Annotated in this window: 13 protein-coding genes; 3 read left to right on the top strand and 10 right to left on the bottom strand. The window is 60.0% G+C overall.

Translation table 11 applies throughout. From position 1 onward, the window contains the following. Positions 1-3: 3 nt before the first annotated feature. The 8 genes from bcsB to V6F78_RS04275 all read right to left on the bottom strand — a co-directional run bounded on the left by bcsB (position 4) and on the right by V6F78_RS04275 (position 11308). Positions 4-2328, bottom strand: a complete 2325-nt coding sequence (bcsB, locus tag V6F78_RS04310) for a cellulose biosynthesis cyclic di-GMP-binding regulatory protein BcsB (protein WP_332726690.1) — start codon at positions 2326-2328, stop codon at positions 4-6. Then, positions 2325-4928, bottom strand: a complete 2604-nt coding sequence (bcsA, locus tag V6F78_RS04305; RefSeq protein ID WP_332726689.1) for a UDP-forming cellulose synthase catalytic subunit — start codon at positions 4926-4928, stop codon at positions 2325-2327. The genes bcsB and bcsA overlap by 4 nt, the downstream gene beginning before the upstream one ends. Next, positions 4925-5647 (bottom strand): cellulose biosynthesis protein BcsQ, encoded by a 723-nt coding sequence (gene bcsQ / locus V6F78_RS04300; RefSeq protein WP_047293306.1) that lies wholly within the window; start codon positions 5645-5647, stop codon positions 4925-4927. Before bcsQ ends, bcsA begins: the two co-directional genes overlap by 4 nt. Further along, positions 5644-5895 carry a cellulose biosynthesis protein BcsR gene (gene bcsR, locus V6F78_RS04295; RefSeq protein ID WP_047293308.1) on the bottom strand — a complete coding sequence of 84 codons (252 nt, stop codon included), beginning with the start codon at positions 5893-5895 and terminating at the stop codon, positions 5644-5646. The genes bcsQ and bcsR overlap by 4 nt, the downstream gene beginning before the upstream one ends. After that, entirely contained in the window at positions 5865-7514 is a 1650-nt protein-coding gene (bcsG, locus tag V6F78_RS04290) for a cellulose biosynthesis protein BcsG (protein ID WP_047293312.1), read from the bottom strand. Before bcsG ends, bcsR begins: the two co-directional genes overlap by 31 nt. Further along, positions 7501-7701, bottom strand: coding sequence for a cellulose biosynthesis protein BcsF (bcsF, locus tag V6F78_RS04285; protein WP_047276774.1), 201 nt, complete (start codon positions 7699-7701; stop codon positions 7501-7503). Before bcsF ends, bcsG begins: the two co-directional genes overlap by 14 nt. Then, positions 7698-9242 (bottom strand): cellulose biosynthesis protein BcsE, encoded by a 1545-nt coding sequence (bcsE, locus tag V6F78_RS04280; protein WP_332726688.1) that lies wholly within the window; start codon positions 9240-9242, stop codon positions 7698-7700. The genes bcsF and bcsE overlap by 4 nt, the downstream gene beginning before the upstream one ends. A gap of 494 nt (positions 9243-9736) precedes the next feature. After that, positions 9737-11308 (bottom strand): amidase family protein, encoded by a 1572-nt coding sequence (locus V6F78_RS04275; protein ID WP_262377806.1) that lies wholly within the window; start codon positions 11306-11308, stop codon positions 9737-9739. 449 nt (positions 11309-11757) lie between these two features. Here V6F78_RS04275 and V6F78_RS04270 point away from each other — a divergent pair, with 449 nt between their 5' ends. Then, complete coding sequence (locus tag V6F78_RS04270; RefSeq protein WP_095007629.1) at positions 11758-12018, top strand: hypothetical protein; 261 nt, start codon at positions 11758-11760, stop codon at positions 12016-12018. Between the two features lie 17 nt (positions 12019-12035). Then, positions 12036-12332 carry a putative quinol monooxygenase gene (locus V6F78_RS04265; protein WP_332726687.1) on the top strand — a complete coding sequence of 99 codons (297 nt, stop codon included), beginning with the start codon at positions 12036-12038 and terminating at the stop codon, positions 12330-12332. Between the two features lie 40 nt (positions 12333-12372). Here V6F78_RS04265 and V6F78_RS04260 read toward each other — a convergent pair whose 3' ends face one another. Further along, positions 12373-14145, bottom strand: a complete 1773-nt coding sequence (locus tag V6F78_RS04260) for an acyl-CoA dehydrogenase C-terminal domain-containing protein (RefSeq protein ID WP_314399624.1) — start codon at positions 14143-14145, stop codon at positions 12373-12375. Positions 14146-14192: 47 nt separating this feature from the next. Continuing rightward, positions 14193-15815, bottom strand: a complete 1623-nt coding sequence (locus tag V6F78_RS04255; protein ID WP_047274639.1) for an acyl-CoA synthetase — start codon at positions 15813-15815, stop codon at positions 14193-14195. A 168-nt stretch (positions 15816-15983) separates the two neighbouring features. Here V6F78_RS04255 and V6F78_RS04250 point away from each other — a divergent pair, with 168 nt between their 5' ends. Continuing rightward, positions 15984-17804 carry a PAS domain S-box protein gene (locus V6F78_RS04250; RefSeq protein ID WP_332726686.1) on the top strand — a complete coding sequence of 607 codons (1821 nt, stop codon included), beginning with the start codon at positions 15984-15986 and terminating at the stop codon, positions 17802-17804. Positions 17805-17806: the final 2 nt, after the last annotated feature.

Here is a 17806-nt window from a genome sequence, read left to right as displayed (position 1 = left end):
GCCTTATTCATCCTTGTGCAGGCGACGATCCGATGCCCAGCGCAAGGCACGCCACAGCAGGAACGCGGTCAGCAGGATGCTGATGACGGCCAGCGCGGCCAGCAACACGGGGTGTTCGGACAGCTGATACCACAGCAACAGCCACCACGGCAGGCTGCCGACGTAATAGGTGTCACCCACCAACTGGCTGTAAACGCCGCTGTTGCGGATCAGCGCGACAGAACCAGCGACCGCGTTGAGCTTGCCTGAATCGCCCAGGGTTTCACGGATCAGGCTGTAATCGGCGTCGTCATTGCCCAGCAGCGCCACGATGCTGCGCTGGTTATGGTGCGGTGACTGCATGCCCATGATGGCGGCAATCGGCGCCTGGGCGCTGACTTCAACGCGATTGGCCGGTTGGTTGTTGTCGACATCGTTGGGGCCACGGCGGTTGCTTTCCTTGATGCCGCTGTTGTTGTAAGGCTGCACCAGCATGTCGTGCTGGCGTTGCAACAGCAGGTTCATATCAGGGTTGTCGCGCAGCTCAGGGGCCAATTGGCCCAGCAGCAACAGGTCGGCGTCTTCTTTGGAGGCGCTGTTCCAGTCATCACTCAAGCGCAGGGCAAACGCCGGGTAGCCCGTGCGCGCCGAAATGCTTGCCACCGATTCAAGCAGCGTGCTGACCAGGGTCGGGGTGGTTTGCTTGGGCACCACGACGATCGACTCGGACATGTCGGCCATGCGGCTGAACGGGAAGCCGCTGCGCGCGAATGCCTGGAGGTCCGGCATGTTGATGTAGTGGTGGTAGCCGGACAGGTCGATGGTGGAGTCTTCGTCAATGATCGCCTGGGTGTCGGCGGGCAAGATCGTCTGGCAACGGTCACGCTGGGCGCTGCCGACGGTGCTGGCGAAGTTGAAATCGAAACGCAGGCGGTTGCGGTCACCGATTTTCAATGAAGGCACAATCAGCTTGTCAGTGGCGTTGGCCGAATCGTTGGCCAGCACCGCCAGGCGCAGTTCTTCCAGGCTGCTGGTGCCTTTGGCCAGCAACGGCAGGCTGGTGATGAACTGATCATTGAGGCTGATGTTCAGGCGCGAATCATCGTTGGCCGACGGTGCGGTGTAGCGGTATTGCGTGCGCAGCGGAATGCCCTGGTTACGCCACACGAACAGGTCAGGCGGCAGGTTCACGTCCAGGGTGATGGGGCGCGGTTGCAGGCCACTGACTTGCAGCTGTTGCGGGTAGGTAATCAGTTCGGCGAAACGCACCGGGCGGTCGGTGCGCATCCAGGCCGGGGCATCGTACGGTTTGCGCGGTTGCAGCGTCTGGACCTTGTCGATGGTTGCCCGTTGCCCGCGCAGCAGTTGCCCGCCCAGTGCCAAGGCCTTGGCCGCGGTGGCGAGGTCTTCTTCGTTGCGGCCCATGACCAGCAGGACTTTGCTGTAAGGCGCGTCCGGGTGGTCGATCAATTGCACCACGGGTGCTTGCACCGCCGGGTATTTCTCCAGATCGCTGAGGAACGCAGGGCGGTGATCGTTGGTGGCGAACACGATGGACGGTTGAGTGGCTTCCTTGCTCTGCACGCTGGGCAGGGTGTTGAACAACACCGGGAATTCGGCGCCGCGCCAGTTGGACTGACTGCCGAAGTACGAGGCCAGAATGGCGGCGGCCTTTTGCTCACCGAGGGTCGGGTTGTCGGCGAACACGAACGGCAACACCAGTTTGTTGGAGTTGCGCGGGTCAAAAAACGGCAGCGGGAAGAACGCCAGGTCGTTTTTCAGGCTCAGCGCCTGCTCTTGCAGCGTGATCTCGCTGGCCCGGCTGATGTTGATCCACAGCGTGTTGTTGGCCGGGTCTTCGCAGATGTCGGTGTAGTGCCCCACGAACTCCAGGCGCAGGCGGTTAAAGTCGGCAATCAGGCGCGGGTCCAGGGCGACTTGCTGGGTGGTTTGACGCCCCAGCTGGTCTTTTTCGATGGGCACAACGCCCGCCAGCACATCGTTGAGGTAGATCCGCAAATGGGAAATGGTCGGGATCAACGACGGTGAAGGCGTGTATTGCAGTTGCAGGCGCGCATCCGTGGCGATCCGGTCGCGGCGCAGGCTGAACTCCACCTGCTCGGAGCTGTTGATCCCCAGCAGCAACGTGTCACTGGTGCGCCCCAGTTGCTCGAACGTGCGCGTGACCGTCCAGCTCGGCAGGGTCTGCGTTGCCGGGTCGCTGGTTTGCACCACGGCCGAAGCGGCGGTAGGGGGCGTGGGCAAGGCCAATTGGGCGGCGACCAGCTGTGAAGTGAATGTCATCAGCGCGAGGCTGGCCAACAGATTCTTTTTGGATAGACGACTCATGATGTACTCACTGGCCGGGAGTTAAGAGGGGTGGTTGCTTTGGGCATGCGCGGCAAAAAGCTGCCCAGCCACTGAAGAATTCGCATGAACGGTCGTGCAATGTGACGTACCCACGCCGGCAGGTATTGGTAAAGGCGGTAATAGCCTTTCACGCCGAGGGTCAGAATCTCTCGCAGGCTCTGCACCGGCCGGTCAGCTTCGAATTCGCTGTTGTGATCAAGCCAGGCGTCTGCCCGGCCAAAGGTGCATTGCACAAATTCCACCCGTTGCTGGGGCGTCAGGGTGGCAAGGCTCACGCCCATGAACAGTCCGCTGGAGCGGGTCAGGGTGGCGGGGAACATGAATTCCCGGTTGCCACGCTGCACGATCAGCGACACCGGCGTGCCCACCGGCAATTGCAGCGGGCCGTTGAGTTGCAACCCGGCGCCGCCATCGGAGTAATCCACCAATTGGCAGGGGTAGCTGTGACCGTCGTTCAACTGGATAGCGCCCGGCAAACGGGTCTGTACCCGGTGGGTCTGGCGAACCTGGCGCACTTCAGCGGCCACGGCCACGGCGGCCCCGATAATCAGCAGGTTGTAAATCACCCACAGCACACTGACGATGATGGTGAGGATTTCGTCCGTGGGCCCGGTGAACAGCCGCCACACCGCAAACCCCAGGCCCAGGATGTTCAGCGCCGAGAGCACCAGATAAGGCCGCGCGGTGTGCCAGTCGAACTGGTTTTCTTCCATGATCCCGCCCTTGGCCGTGACGTTGAACTTGCCCCGTGACGGGCTGAACAGGGCGACGGTGGTCGGGCGTGCGATGTACCAGGCCAATACCGTTTCGTAGACCTCGCCCCAGAAGGTCTGGCGATAGGCGCCTTGCATCCGCGAGTTGGTCAGGCTGGCGTGAATCATGTGCGGCAACACGTACAGCAAGATCATCAACGCCGGGGCATAGATGATGTAGGCGTGCAGCAACAGAAACGCCAGCGGCGCGGTCAGGAACACCAGCCGTGGCAGCCCCAACAAAAAGTGCATCATGGCGTTGGCATAGCAGATGCGCTGGAACAGGCTTAAGCCCTTGCCCAGCAGCGGGTTGTCGGTGCGGAAGATCTGCACCATGCCACGCGCCCAGCGAATGCGCTGGCCGATATGCGCCGACAGGCTTTCTGTGGCCAGACCGGCCGCTTGCGGGATGCGCAAGTAGGCCGAGTTCCAGCCCCTGCGGTGCAGGCGCAGCGCCGTGTGGGCGTCTTCGGTCACGGTTTCGACGGCAAAACCGCCGATTTCTTCGAGCGCCGAACGCCGCAAAATCGCACAGGAGCCGCAGAAGAACGCTGCGTTCCACATGTCGTTGCCGTCCTGAATCAACCCGTAAAACAACTCCCCTTCATTGGGACGGTTGCGGAAGGTGCCGAGGTTGCGCTCGAACGGGTCTGGCGACAGGAAGTGGTGCGGGGTCTGGACCAGCGCCAGTTTGGGGTCGGCCAGAAACCAACCGACCGTCAATTGCATGAAGGAGCGCGCAGGCATGTGGTCGCAGTCAAAAATCGCTACCAGTTCGCCATCGGTCAGCGTCAGCGCATGGTTCAAGTTACCGGCTTTGGCGTGGCGATTGTCGGCGCGGGCGATGTAGTGGATGCCCACTTCTTCAGCAAACGCTTTGAATTCGGGCCGATTGCCGTCGTCGAGCAGATGAATGCGCAGTTTGTCCCGGGGCCAGTCGATGCCCATGGCTGCGTACACCGTGCCTCGGGTGATCGACAATTCTTCGTTGTAGGTCGGGATCATCAGATCCACTACCGGCCACTCGCGGGTGTCCGCTGGCAGCGGCGCGGGCTTGCGGTTGAGCGGCCAGGACGTTTGCACATAGCCCAGGATCAAAATCAGCCACGTGTAGGTTTCAGCCGCCAGCAAGATCAGGCCGCAGGTCAAGTCCAGTCCATCGTTCCAGTTCAGGGTGGAGGTGTAACGCCACCACAGGTAACGGCAGGAAACGATGATCGACAGCACGATCAGCAGCAGGGTCGGAAAGCGCCCCGGCATCCGCCGCACCAGCATGGCGATGCCCCACAGCAGGATCACGAACACCAGTTGGGCCAGGTAATCGAACGGCTCGGTCACGCAGATCAGAATCAGCACCGAGGCCACGATACCGATAGCGATGTACAGCACCTTGCGGGTATTCCAGCGAATGGCGCCCCATTTGCGCGACCCTTCATCCAGTTGGGGGCTGAAAGTCGTGGGCAGGCGCGCAAACGCATCGGACAGAGCGTTCCACGGCCGTTGCACAATCCTGAGCAGGTTGAAAAGGCGCGTCCTGAAGCGACGTCGCGCGCGCTGACGGCGCACATGGCTTTCGTCAATCGGGCGCACGAACAGCAGCCACACGGTTTGAATCGCATACCGCAACGGATCGCCGATGGACGGGCGCTTATTGGCCAGGTGCGGGTACAAGCGTTTGTGCTGAGCCTGCAAGGTTTGCCAGTTGGGTGATTCCAGGCGCAGGAATATCCAGCCCAGCGCTTGCAGCACGGCCAAGAGCAACGCGGTCACACGCGTGCAGTTCTCATCACGGCGCAGGCGTGTGTAGGGAAACCATTGACCGATCATTCCAGCCTCCGCCCGCGCACCAGACACCAACTGGCGAAGCTGATGATGTCTTGCGCGATCAAGCTGCCGGGCGCGTAGCGGCCCACCGGTTCACGGCAGGCCAACGCTTCGGCCATGGCTTCATCGCTGTGCAGGTTGATGGGCACCAATGAAGCGGGGTGATGGTTTTGCCAGATCAGGGTCAGGTCGCGCTGTAATTGACTGCCGGGGTCAAAGTGGTTGACCAGCAACCACGTGCTGTCCTTGGGGTGGGTGTGCAGCAGCACATGACAGGCGGCATCCGGGTTGAGGACGCTGAATGCAAAATCGCATTGCGGATTGCTGGCGTGCCCCGGCAATCGTTGCGGCAAGTCGAAGAGCACCCAGTCGAAGGCGTTACCCAACGCGGCTTGACGCTGGCGCCACGCCTGCGGGTGTTGCAGCAGCCAGGCCTCCAGCTCAACCTGTTCGGTGGCTGTCACGTGCCCGTAGGGCAGCACGCACAGCCCTTCGCTGACTTGCCAGGCAGACGCGTTCCAGGGTTGCTGGTCGAGTGTGGCGCGCGCCCAGCCTTCAGGGGGCGTCAGGTCCAGATTGAAATGCAGCCCGAGGGTGTTTTCCGGGCACATGTCCACCACCAGCACCTTTTGCTCCATGGCATGCAGCGCATAGGCCAGGGCTGCGAGGGTGGCGCTGGTGCCTACGCCGCCGCGTATCCCGCGCAAGCTGGCGGCGATCATGGTGTTTGCTCCACGCGCTTGTGCAGATCGAGCGGCGCAACGCCAGGTTGTGCCTTGCGTTGCGTTTCCAGATGGGCCAGCAATGGCCAGCGCTCCAGCGACTGCATTAATTCCATGTGTGCAGAGACGTCCACATAGCGCAGATCAGGCAAGTCCATCATCGATTTGAGCCGGGCAATGTCATCGGCACGCTCGTTGCGCGCGAGGACATCGGCACTTATTTGAAACGCTGTGGGTAGGGCAGCCATCCGCCGTTCTCCTTGATACGCACATAGGGCTTGCCGTTGTAATCGAGTACAACTGTCCCCGAGTTTTCAGACACTTTTGCGGTTTGCGGCAAATCGGCCAGTACCTTGGACCAATCGATGCGCTGGCCTTCGCTCAGGGCAGGGTCGGCGTACAGGCGGGCAATGATCTCGGCAATCGCCAGATAACTGCTCGGCTGGGTGACGTGCACCGGCGAGGTCTGGTTATCGTCGCCCATGTTGATCAGCTTGATGCCCACCGGCACGTGGGTGATCGAATCACTGGGGATTTCACGCATGCCGGAGATCTGCATGCGGTCGCCATGCAGGGCGGCGCCGTGTTCGGGCACGACCATGACCACCACGCGGCGCCCGCTTTTCTTCAGCTCGTTAATAAAGGCGTCCAGGTCATCAAGCAGTACTTGTGCGCGGCTGCTGTAATCCGCGCGCTGGGTGCCACCATCCGCGGTGACCAGACGGTTGCCGTAGTGCAAGGTGGTGGTGTTGTAAAACAGCGCGGCGTGGGGCGTGTTTTGCTCCAGTCGGTGTTTCCACCATTTGCTCAGCACATCGCGGTCGCGCCAGATCGGCGAGCCATCGAAGCTCACGTAAGCGCGGGGCACGCCCGGCGAGGCACCCAAGGCAGGCGCCGGTAAATGACCCTGATCGCGGACTTCTTGCAAGAAGCCGTCGAACTCCCCGGTGTGGTTGAGCATCAGCTCATTGGTGAAACCCAGCTTGCGCAGGTCCTCGAAGAGCAGGCACTGGTCGGGTGTGGCTTTATACAGCTGGGTATGGGACACCTGGCCGCAGCTGGCGCGCAGCAAACGAATCGCCGCAGGGCCGCTGTAGGCGGTGGCCGAGTTGAAGTTGTCGAAAATCACGTCCATCTGGTTGAGCAGCGGGTTGTTGCGCATGCCCACCTCATCCAGGTCGTCCCACGCCAGCGAGCAAATGTTCAGCACCAGCAGGTCAAACGGTGGCGGCTCGACAGCAGGCTTGGTGAATTCGACTTTGCGCTGAGCTTCGGTCTGGTAGAACTTTTCCAGGTAAGCGTTAAGCGTGGCGTCGTCCGGCTCGCTGCTGACCACCGCAGGCGCGGCTACGCCCGGCGAAGCGCTGGCCACCGGTGTGTCAGTGGTTTGCTGGGTTTGCGGCAACAACGCTTGTACGTTGCCAACACTCAACCAGCACAACCCGAGCAGGGTGAAGGTGGTCAGGCGCAGCCACTGGTTGAGGAACGCGTAGCCGATGATCAACAGCAGCAGGGCGCAGACTTGCCAGTCGATGAAACGCCCAAGCAGTTCAACGATGTAGTCCACCGAGAAATCGAGCACGCCGGGTTGCGCCAGCAAGCGGCTAAAGGGCGGAAACCAGGTGTCCTGATACAGCAACGCCACCGCCACCGGAATGGCGATCAGCGTACGCACCCGATGCAGCAGCGGGTGCGCGAGGGGTATCAGTAACACCAGCGCGAAGATCAGGTTAGGCATCACCTGCAGGTTAAGGTGGCCCGTCCAGGCCAACAGAAACTTGGCCAGGAAATAGAGGTTCCAGAGCCCAAGTCCTTTCCACTTTCCGGAAATACTGGCGGGGGCAGGGGATGACTTAAACAGACTCATCAGGCGCTCTCGATGACGAACGGGCAGGTTCACGGCGTCGTACGCCGCGCGATTTCAGGTAGCGGGGACGAAGGTACTGCTCAAAGTAGATTTTCAGACGCAGCCGAAAGCGCCGCGACAACAGGGTCAGTACCACCGTGACCACACTGGTCAGAAGAATGACTTCCAATAACTCAAGAAAGGTCATGGCGCAGGCTCGCTCAGGGGCAACGTGATGCGTTGGGCAACCAACGGGGGATGACTGAGTGCCACCGGCGCCGCCACCACGGCATGCTCAGTGGGGATCGATAAGCCCTCGGGTAACTCGGTGCTGTGAAGGAAGGGTTCTTCAGGCAAGTCGGTCATGCCGGACAGCACGTGCCGCTGATTGAACAGGTCTCGCCAGGGCAACCGGCAAATATTGCCCAGCGCCGGGTCCAGCCCATCGGCGCGGCAGGCGAACAGGAACAGGTACAGTTCACCGTTGAGCAGGCAGGCAATGTCACCGAATCGGCGCAGGCACATTTGATTCAAAAAGAGTTCGGGGGCCAGGCCTGGCACCGGCACAAACTTGATCAGTTGATGGGTGACTTCCCCCGAGCTGTCGGTGTAGATCTGCTCCACGGTTTCATAGAACACGCGGGGGCTGACCAAGCCGCGGACCTGTGGCGGACGCTGGCGCTCCAGCAACGTTTCGAAGTCACTGTTTTGGCTGTATTGCCAGCGCTGACCCTGAACACTTTCGATCATGCTCAAAAAACGCGACAACACGGTGCCTTCCGGCACAATCAGGTTGGCGCCGCAGGCCAGTAGCAGGCGCTCGTCGCGATAACGCACAGCCGGTTCCATTTCGCGCACCACGATCTTGAGCTCAGGGCCGCACTTTTCCCGCAGGTCGTGCAGTTGTTGCGCCAGCTCCAGCAGTTGGTGGCTGTTGTCGATCGCCACGATAACGGTGGCGGCACGCGCGGATTGCGCTTCTTCCAGTAAAGCCTGGCGGCTTTCAAACAAGTACCAGTGCCTGGACAGCGAGGGTGAACCTTCGAGCACAGCGCGCTCTGCCAGGTAGACATGCTGATCGTCCGCCACGCGAGGCTGGGTATCGACCGTGGTCTGCGGAATCAGCGTGAAGCACTGACTGTCCACGGACAGCTTGAATTCTTGCCCGGCACTGACCCCTAACGGGTTATGCCAAAAATGCAGTTGATAACGGATCTCTCCGTTGTGCCGATACAGGCGGCTAAGGCCGGACAGGGTTTCGTTGAACTGCAACAGTTCAGTGTGCAGCGCCAGCGCGTCGCCATGGGTGACGACCAATAACGTGGCCTGACGCTCCATTAGCCAGGCACGCAGGCGCTTGAGCCATTGACCCAGGCGATGAGCAGAGATTTTGTTGCCCCAACTGCTGGCGGGCGCGACCAACACAATCTGGCACGCCGGGCTGATTGCGGCGCGGTTCAAATCGCGGGTCAAGGTGGCCAGGGCCTGCTCGACCTCGTTTTGCGCAATCTCGAATAACTTGAGTTTGGTCGGGCCGCGGTCAGGCGCGAGATCGCTGATGATGCTTTGCGGGGTATTGGCGCAGGAAATTAACGTCGCAGGGCTTTGAAGCGGGAGTGCCTCGATGAATTGGCGTGTCAGAATTTTAGCGTCAGGTGCCTGATCGACAGTGGCCCAATAAAGCCCGCCTGTACGCAACGCTATTTGTTGATCCAGTAAGCCCCGGATGGCCAACGTAATTAGAGCCAAGCGAAACGTCCCCCATGTATACGTACGAATTCAAAGTGCGCACTTTCGTTAAAACAACGGCCTACCCCTCTTACGGAGGATTGAAATGCGTGAACACACTTTGGCGTCAAACAAATGGCGTAGCTGTTGTATTTAGCGTAGACGATTATTCGTACACATCCCTGTAATTAATTCGTGCACTAAGGTTCTGAAGACCTTTCAGGCACGCCGGAAAAGTTTGCATCCTATCACCGAGAATTCTGCTTTGCTCATGATTTAAAACAACTTTCGTCAATAAAATGCTGCGCAATGCATTTCAGTCATTAAATTGACATTTATGCGCTGTATTGAGGCGTCTAGCGCGCCGGGTTGTGTCGCGCAAGGGTTCAAAGCAGGGGGGGGAAGCGCCAGCCGATAGGTGGAGGCTGGCGCTGTGTTTCTTCAGCGTGTCAGGTGATTCAATCGTGAGCGTCATGAACCGCCTGCGCATTCACAGGATGCGGGTTTGCGCTGCTTCAGGATGAGAAAGCAGGCGTCAGGCGCGCTTGGGCTGCCTGTTCGTAGCTGTAAGCAAGGCCCAGCAGGAGCGCTTCGCTCCAGCGCGGGCCGTAAAAGTACAGCCCTTTGAGCGTGCCCTGAGCATCAGCGCCTGAGGGCACCGTGATACCGGGGTAGCCCGCGACCGGCACGATGGAGGGTACAAAACCGTCAGCACTGTCCACCAACGCATCCAGTGAATGCTCAGTCAGCAATTGATCTATCTGCGCCTGGCTGCGGCTGTGCAGGTCTGACCACAGGGTGTTGTAGTCATCCTCGTTATACGGTGTGTTGAGGAATGCGGTGATGGTGTCCTGCCCGTAGGCGGGGTTGCCGGGTGTCGTTTGATTGAACGTGACCAGTTCTTCTAGTGAATGAACGGGCATGCCTTGACGGGAACTGAACCAGTTGGGGGCTTCACGGTTCAAGTCCATGAACAGTAACGCCTGATAGTGCTCCATGTAGGTCGACGTTTCGTAGCTGGGCTCTGCCACCGGTACCAGTTCGGCTCCCGCCTCTCTGAGCACTTGCAGGGCGTGTGCAAAGTTGGGGTCCTGGGATTGGTCTGCGCTCACTTGATCGTAACTGGCGGGAAAGCCGATCCGCTTGCCGCGTAACGCGTCGGCACTGAGTTGGGCGGTGTAATCCACGGACTCAGGTACACGCGCGTGTTGCACGTTATCGGTTGGGTCGTTCCCGGTCATCGCATTGAGTAACAGCGCAGCGTCACGCACCGTGCGGGTGATGGGGCCGGGGGTGTCCTGGTTTTTCGAGACGGTGATGATTCCGCTTCGGCTTAAGAGGCCCAGGCTCGGTTTCAGGCCAACCACGCCATTCATGAACGAGGGGCAATGAATCGAGCCGTTGGTCTCGGTCCCTACGGTCAGCGGAGCGAAGCCCGCCGCGGCTGCGGCCGCTGAGCCGGTGCTTGAGCCGCACGGGTCGGCCGTCAGCTGATGCGGATTTTTGGTTTGTCCGCCCCGTGCGCTCCAGCCGCTGGGTATCGCCGGGTCGCGAAAGCCGGCCCACTCGCTGAGGTTGGTCTTGCCCAAAACAATAGCGCCGGCGTCACGCAAGCGCTGGACGATGAAGGCATCGTCAGCGGCGGGTTGCCCCACCAGTGCCAGCGAACCTGCGCTGGTCTGCATGGAGTCGGCCGTCTGGATATTGTCTTTGAGCAGAACGGGTACGCCGTGCAGTGGGCCACGCACATGACCCAGGCTGCGTTCCTGATCCCTTTGAGCGGCAATTGTCAGGGCATCGGGGTTGAGTTCAATAATTGAGTTGATCGTGGGGCCGTTTTTATCCAACTGATCAATACGATTAAGCAGGTAGTTCACCACAGATACAGATGTAAGCCCCTGGAGTGTGTACTTTTCATTCAATTCGCTAACACTCGCGTATTCAACACCCTCAAGCAGATGCAGTTGTGCCGGCTCAATGGGTTCGCTATTGATTGGGTTGGATGTTGAGTGAGCAGTAGTGGCAAGTGCGTAGGGATGACTCAGCAAACTTAACGCTAAAACCAGCGAAACTTTCAGTGTGGACAATCCTTGTCCTTTTATTGCGTGCATGTCTGATTCTCTTGAAGGTTGTTTTTGAAGTAACACGACAAGAATAGTCAGGCTTGACCTCGGAAATATCTCTGATTGTCCTGGGTATAGGGCCCATTGCTGCGCGGAGAAACACCTGAGTGGGATGCAGGAAGAATCGGTTAAGTGCATGGTCGCATAGTGGCAATCGCCCTGACCGAATGACGTTTTTGGTCGACGGGTGCGGCTGGCCGGTTCGCAACGTCCAAAAAGGGTGTGATCTGGCCTGATACCGCGCCCTGACGCCTGTTTGCCACGGGTCAACAGCATTGATCCCGCGCAAGAATGTGTACGCGCGGCTTTCTGAGTGGGCCAGAGCGTGCTATTGCTTAGGGGGCATGACAGCTGAGGTGCAGGGTCACGCCGTGACTCTGCGTTCGCCACCGCAACGTTAATGAGGTGCAGATATGCCGGTAAAACATGATTTGGCTTTGGACTTGGGCATCACCCAGCAAGAATTGAACAAGTTGAGTGCCGAGGATCCTCACCTTGCAGCGCTGATCCATAAGTACATTGAAGCGGATCAACACGTGGTTGAAGCCGAAAAAAACGAGGCCATCGGCACTTCCGATGACACGTTAATCCTGCTCAAGGACAAACGGTTGAAGGTCAAAGATAAAATCGTCATCGAACTGAAGAGGTTGAGCACCGCTCAGCACGCGCAATGAGTGCCCACGGAGCCGATATGTCCAACGCCATCAAAGTGGTTGCCATCCTGCGTGCCAAGCCAGGCAAGGGTGACGCCCTGAAAAAAGCGCTGCTGGCTTGCGTACCGACGTCACGCCAGGAGCCAGGCTGTCTGTTCTATCACTTGCACGTCGACCGCGCAGATCCGCAACGGTTTGTGTTCATGGAGGGCTGGACGGATCAGGCTGCAATTGATTTTCACCAAACAACCGATCACTACCAGAAAATGGTCGCTGCTGCGGCCGATTTGGTTGAGCACCGTGAGGTGCTGTATCTGGATGAGTTGAGTCAGTGATGCGCTGTCGGCGGCCCTGAACAGGCCGCCGTTTTTTTGCTTAAAAACTGGCCGCGTCCAGCTCAAACAACGGTTCGCTGCCCGCGCGAATCGATTGCTCCAGGCTCAGGATGCGTGGCAGCAAGCGGGTAAAGTAAAACAACGCCGTTGCCAGCTTGGCGGTGTAGAACGGCGGATCGGCGTCCATGGACGTTTGGGCCACGTCCGCCATACGCGCCCACAGCCAGGCGTAGGCCACATAACCGAACAGGTGCAGATACTCCACCGATGCTGCGCCGATTTCATTAGGGTTACTCGTGGCCCGGGTCAACAGCCAATCAGTCACGTCTTCAAGGCGCTGAACGGCGTCGAGCAGTTCGCGGGCATAAGGCTTACCGGGCAGGCTGGCGAATTGCCGAATCTGACGCGTAAACAACCGCAAGGCTGCGCCGCCATTGGCAACCACTTTGCGCCCGAGCAAGTCCAGCGCCTGAATGCCGTTGGTGCCCTCATAAATTTGTGCAATCCGCACGTCGCGCACTAATTGTTCCTGCCCCCATTCACGGATATACCCATGCCCCCCGAACACTTGCTGGCCAAGTACGCAGCTGTCGAGCCCGGTGTCCGTGAAGAAGGCTTTGGCAACCGGGGTGAGCAACGCCACCAATGCGCTGGCTTGCTCCTGTTCCTGCGGGTCGTCCGAAAACTTCGACAGGTCCAGTTGTTGACCGACATAGCTGGCGAATGCCCGACCGCCCTCGGTCATGGCCTTCATGCTTAGCAGCATGCGCCGCACGTCCGGGTGGACGATGATCGGGTCGGCCACTTTGTCAGGCGCCACTTTGCCCGTGGGGGCGCGACTTTGCAGGCGCTCGCGGGCGTAGGTACGGGCATTCTGATAAGACGTTTCGGCACAGCCGATGCCCTGAATGCCAATCGACAGGCGCTCGTAATTCATCATGGTGAACATCGCGGCCAGGCCTTTGTTGGCTTCCCCGATCAACCAGCCGCAGGCGCCGTCGAAATTCATCACGCAGGTGGCCGAGGCCTTGATGCCCATTTTGTGTTCGATAGAACCGCAGGTCACGGCGTTGGCAGCGCCCAGACTGCCGTCCGCATTGACCCGGCGCTTGGGCACCAGAAACAGCGAAATACCCTTGGGCCCCGGCGGTGCATCCGGCAACTTGGCCAGCACCAGATGAATGATGTTCTCGGTCAGGTCCTGCTCGCCGCCGGTGATGAAGATCTTGCTGCCAGTGATGAGGAAGCTGCCATCGGCCTGCGGCTCGGCGCGGGTGCGGATAATGCCCAGGTCGGTTCCCGCATGGGCTTCGGTCAGGCACATGGAGCCCGCCCAGCGGCCTTCATACATCGGCGGCAGGTAGGTGCTTTTCAGCGCGTGAGTCGCGTGGGCATCAATCGCCAGGCAGGCGCCGGAGCTGAGCGCCGAATACAGCGCAAAGCTGGAGTTGGCCGCATAGAGCATTTCTTCAAATTGCACGGCGAGCATTTTGGGCATGCCCATGCCGCCGAACTCAGGGTTGCCGGACAATCCCACCCAGCCGCCTTCAATGTACGTGGTGTAGGCCGCCTTGAACCCGCTTGGGGTGGTGACGGTGGTGGCTTGCCATTGAGCGCCTTCTTCGTCGCCGCTGCGGTTGAGCGGCGCAATCAGTTGGCCAGTCACTTTGGCGGCTTCTTCAAGAATGGCGTCAGCGGTCTCGGCATCGACATGGTCGGCCAGCGCGGGCAGGCGCGCCCACAGCGCGGGGGCTTCGAACACTTCGTGCAGAACAAAGCGCATGTCGCGCAGTGGAGCATTGAATTCAGGCATCACAAAACCTCATTGCAGCTCATGGATGGGAAGCGATCTGCGCCGGATTAAAGGGCTTTGGCCATGTCACGCAGCACGTACTTCTGGACTTTACCCGTGGACGTCTTCGGCAACAGGGTGAAGATGACGGTACGCGGCACCTTGAACCCCGCCAGATGTTCACGGCAAAAGCCCATGATGTCCGCTTCGCGCACATGGCCATGATCGGCCTTGAGGGTGATAAATGCACACGGGGTTTCGCCCCATTTTTCATCCGGGCGGGCCACGACGGCGGCTTCCATGACACCGGGATGGCGATACAGCACGCCTTCGACTTCGATGGTGGAGATGTTTTCACCCCCGGAAATGATGATGTCCTTCAGGCGGTCGCGGATCTCAACATAGCCGTCCGGGTGGCACACCGCCAGGTCACCGGTATGAAACCAGCCACCTTCAAAGGCTTCGGCCGTGGCACTGGGGTTTTTCAGGTAGCCCTTCATGACGGTGTTGCCGCGCATGAAGATCTCACCCATGGTTTCGCCATCGCGCGGCGTCGGTTTGAGGGTTTTCGGGTCCGCCACCATCAGCCCTTCTAAGGTCGGGTAGCGCACGCCCTGACGCGATTTGATCTGGGCCCGCTCGGCCAGTGGCTGCTCATCCCAGGTGTCATGCCAGGCGCAGATGGTCACCGGCCCATAGACTTCCGTCAGCCCGTAGACATGGGTGACTTTGATGCCCATTTCTTCCACGGCGCCAATCACTTTGGCGGGCGGCGCCGCACCGGCCACCAGCGCGTGCACGGGATGATCGATGGCGGCCTTGGCCGATTCCGGCATGTTCACCAGTGCGTTGAGCACGATGGGCGCGCCGCTCAGGTGGGTCACTTGGTGCTCGCGGATCAGGGTGAGGATTTTTTGCGGGTCCACCCGGCGCAGGAACACGTGCACGCCCGCCAGTGCCGTAATGACCCATGGGTAACACCAACCGTTGCAGTGGAACATCGGCAACGTCCACAAGTACACCGGGTGATTGCCCATGGCCCAGATCATCTGGTTGCCCAGCGAGCTCAAATACGCGCCGCGATGGTGATACACCACGCCCTTGGGGTTGCCTGTGGTGCCGGAGGTGTAGTTGAGGGCGATGGCGTCCCATTCGTTATCGGGCCATTGCCAGGCGTAATCCGGATCGCCCTCGGCCAGCAGCGCTTCGTAATCCAGCGCGCTGACTGGCTGGCCTTCGCCGTATTCCGGGTCATCCACGTCAATGACCAATGGCGGGTGATCGAGCATGGCCAGCGCAGCATGCACCACGTCATGGAATTCCCGGTCGGCGATCAGTACCTTGGCTTCGCCATGGGCCAGCATGAAGGCGATGGCCTCCGCGTCGAGGCGCACATTCAGCGCATTGAGCACGGCACCGATCATGGGCACGGCGAAGTGGGCTTCGAGCATCGCGGGAATATTGGGCAGCATCACGGCCACGGTATCGTTCTTGCCGATACCGCGCCCGGCCAGGGCACACGCCAGGCGTCGGCAACGGTTGTACGTTTGTGACCAGGTGCGCCGAATCGAACCGTGGATCACGGCCGGGTAGTGGGGATAGACGCTGGCGGTGCGTTCGATGAAGCCGAGCGGGGAGAGGGCAGTATGATTGACAGCGGCAGGCCCGAGGCCTTGCTCAAAAATCGACATGATGGTCATTCCGGTGGCTGATTGTTAGCTCTATGGCTGCCCGCTCTGCCGGTGGCGAGTAGGTCAGTTGATGTCCGGCACGATTTATAGCCCACTCCGGGTTTGATATGGAAGTAATACCTAAGCAATATAGTAGTTGTTCTATATAGACGTTTTTCAGGGAATCCCATGCCAGCGACGCTGATGCACCACGATCCGCACCCTTCTGTGATCCTTGATGCCGAGGGCGCGCCGCTGACGGTTAACCCGGCTTTGGAAGCTGTGCTGGCCGGTGCGTCCCGCGAGCAGGTGCGTGACTGGCTACCTGGCAATCTGCCGGAACTGGTGCGTGCTTGCCTGCAACAACAGCGGGCCATTGAACACGTGGAAGCGCAATACCAGGATCAGGTGTGGCTGTGGACGTTGATTCCGGACGTGGACAGCCAGTGGGTACTGGCCCGAGGCCGTGAAGCCAGCCAGGAATGGATGGCCGAACGTGAGGCCGCCAAAGCGAGGCGTCTGTACCGGTTGATTACCGAAAACACCACCGACCTGATTTCACGTCATACCCCCGACGGGCGCTTTCTGGATGCCTCGCCAGCTTCGTGGACGCTGCTGGGTTACTGGCCGCAAAGCCTGCGCGGGACACGGGCGCAGCGTCTGTTTCATCCTGACGATTTATCCGAGGTGATTCATCGGGCGCGGGATGCCCTGCACGTTGACGGTTACTACACCATGACTTACCGCATTCGCCATCAGGGCGGGCATTACCTGTGGTTTGAAACCGCGAGCCGGGCCATTCGTGAAACCTATACAGGCGCGGTAGTGGAAGTCGTCAGTGTGTCCCGTGACATTACCGCCAGGGTGCAGGCCGAAGAGAACAAGCGCCGGCTGGCGGAGGTGGTGGAGGCCAACCCGGACCCGGTGCTGTTCATCGACCCGCAGGGCGGGGTGTCCTACCTCAACCCGGCGGCGCGCCGTATTTTGGGGCTGGCGCCTTCGGCCGGGATGCCTGCACTGAGCGCCTTCCTGAGCCGTGAGGACGTGGCGCAACTCGATGCAATCGGTTGGGGTCGCGCTGAGCAGCAGGGTCTGTGGAGCACGGAAACGCGTTTGCTGCCCTTGAATGACCAGCCTTCGGTGCCGGTATCGCTGCTGTTGCTGGCGCACCGTTCAACGGCCGGGGAGCGCTTCTTTTCATTGGTGGCCCGTGACATGCGCGAGCGTGAGTTGCGCGAAGCCCAGCAGCGTCAGCATCAAGACGAGATGGCGCATACGGCACGCTTGGTGACATTGGGCGAGCTGGCGTCCGGGATCGCTCACGAAATCAACCAGCCCTTGGCCGCCGTGGTCAATTACGCGAATGCCAGTCAACGGTATTTGCACAGCCTGAGCAGCAACCCCCAAGCGGTGGATCGGGTCGCGCAGGGGTTGGAGCGCATCACCCTGCATGCCAACCATGCAGCGGAAGTCATCACGCGGTTGCGCAGCTTTCTGCGCAAAGGGCGCCGCAACGTGCAGGCACTGGACGTCAGTGAAGTGATGCGTCGGGCCGTCAGTCTGTGTGCTTGGGAGGCCAATGCCCGGCGAGTGACGATTGAACAAGAGATCCCGGCTCATTTGCCGCGTGTATTCGCCGACCAGGTGCTGTTGGAGCAGGTGTTGCTCAACCTGTTGCGTAACGCGATCGAAGCCAATGGCGAAAAGCGCCCGGCTGAGCCGTCGTGTATCCGCTTGCAGGCTCAGCCCCTGGGCAACTCGCGTTTGCAGATCAGCGTGCTCGATGAGGGGCCGGGGGTCAGTCAGGCGCAGTTACATCAACTGTTTACCCCGTTTTACACCAGCAAGGCCGACGGCCTCGGGCTGGGTTTGTCCATGAGTCGCAGCATCATCGAAGGCTTGGGCGGGGAGCTTGAAGCCCACCCGCAACCTCACGGCCTGCTGATGTGTTGCACCTTGCCGTTGATGGGGGCAGCCCATCCACCCGAACAACAACAAGAGAGTGACTGAGC

Source organism: Pseudomonas sp. ESBL9, from assembly GCF_036668715.1.
GTDB classification, from domain to species: Bacteria; Pseudomonadota; Gammaproteobacteria; order Pseudomonadales; family Pseudomonadaceae; genus Aquipseudomonas; species Aquipseudomonas lundensis.
Note: the sequence above shows the minus strand (reverse complement) of the source record. Positions and strands in the feature narration are given on the sequence as shown.

What these genes read in the sequence shown, in the direction of transcription:
- bcsQ (WP_047293306.1), bottom strand. Translation starts at nt 5,647, where the DNA reads ATGATCGCCGCCAGCTTGCGCGGGATACGCGGCGGCGTAGGCACCAGC.
- bcsG (WP_047293312.1), bottom strand. Translation starts at nt 7,514, where the DNA reads ATGAGTCTGTTTAAGTCATCCCCTGCCCCCGCCAGTATTTCCGGAAAG.
- bcsR (WP_047293308.1), bottom strand. Translation starts at nt 5,895, where the DNA reads ATGGCTGCCCTACCCACAGCGTTTCAAATAAGTGCCGATGTCCTCGCG.
- V6F78_RS04260 (WP_314399624.1), bottom strand. Translation starts at nt 14,145, where the DNA reads ATGCCTGAATTCAATGCTCCACTGCGCGACATGCGCTTTGTTCTGCAC.
- bcsF (WP_047276774.1), bottom strand. Translation starts at nt 7,701, where the DNA reads ATGACCTTTCTTGAGTTATTGGAAGTCATTCTTCTGACCAGTGTGGTC.
- V6F78_RS04255 (WP_047274639.1), bottom strand. Translation starts at nt 15,815, where the DNA reads ATGTCGATTTTTGAGCAAGGCCTCGGGCCTGCCGCTGTCAATCATACT.
- V6F78_RS04250 (WP_332726686.1), top strand. Translation starts at nt 15,984, where the DNA reads ATGCCAGCGACGCTGATGCACCACGATCCGCACCCTTCTGTGATCCTT.
- bcsA (WP_332726689.1), bottom strand. Translation starts at nt 4,928, where the DNA reads ATGATCGGTCAATGGTTTCCCTACACACGCCTGCGCCGTGATGAGAAC.
- bcsB (WP_332726690.1), bottom strand. Translation starts at nt 2,328, where the DNA reads ATGAGTCGTCTATCCAAAAAGAATCTGTTGGCCAGCCTCGCGCTGATG.
- V6F78_RS04270 (WP_095007629.1), top strand. Translation starts at nt 11,758, where the DNA reads ATGCCGGTAAAACATGATTTGGCTTTGGACTTGGGCATCACCCAGCAA.
- V6F78_RS04265 (WP_332726687.1), top strand. Translation starts at nt 12,036, where the DNA reads ATGTCCAACGCCATCAAAGTGGTTGCCATCCTGCGTGCCAAGCCAGGC.